General features: G+C 39.4%; 1 protein-coding gene. It reads right to left on the bottom strand.

The genetic code is table 11. The annotated features are described in order from the left end of the window. A partial coding sequence (locus L9G74_RS24395; RefSeq protein WP_238898733.1) for a TCP-1/cpn60 chaperonin family protein occupies positions 1-259 on the bottom strand: 259 nt, incomplete at both ends.

The following is a 259-nucleotide window of genomic DNA, read 5'->3' as shown; positions in this document are numbered from 1 at the left end:
CGACGATTGATTGGTATTGTAAAGGGTCAGACAATCTGATTTCTGCATTTTCTTTCTCAGATTTCAATTCTAGTTCTATGTTCAGCAAAAGAATCTTTGGACTCAAGAACTTCTTTGGCTGTTGCTCAAATCCAGCATAGGAAAATGTCTTCTTGAAGGCAACACCGTTAACAAGGAAGGAATCTCTCATGGTGCCTCCAGGAACCTTTTTTATTCCAAGAAGGTTAAGTCTGTCATCATTGCTAATGGCAAGAACAGC

This window comes from Shewanella electrica, from assembly GCF_022321485.1.
Classification (GTDB): domain Bacteria; phylum Pseudomonadota; class Gammaproteobacteria; order Enterobacterales; family Shewanellaceae; genus Shewanella; species Shewanella electrica.
The sequence above is the reverse complement of the archived record's forward strand: the minus strand, read 5'-3'. Positions and strand labels throughout refer to the sequence as shown.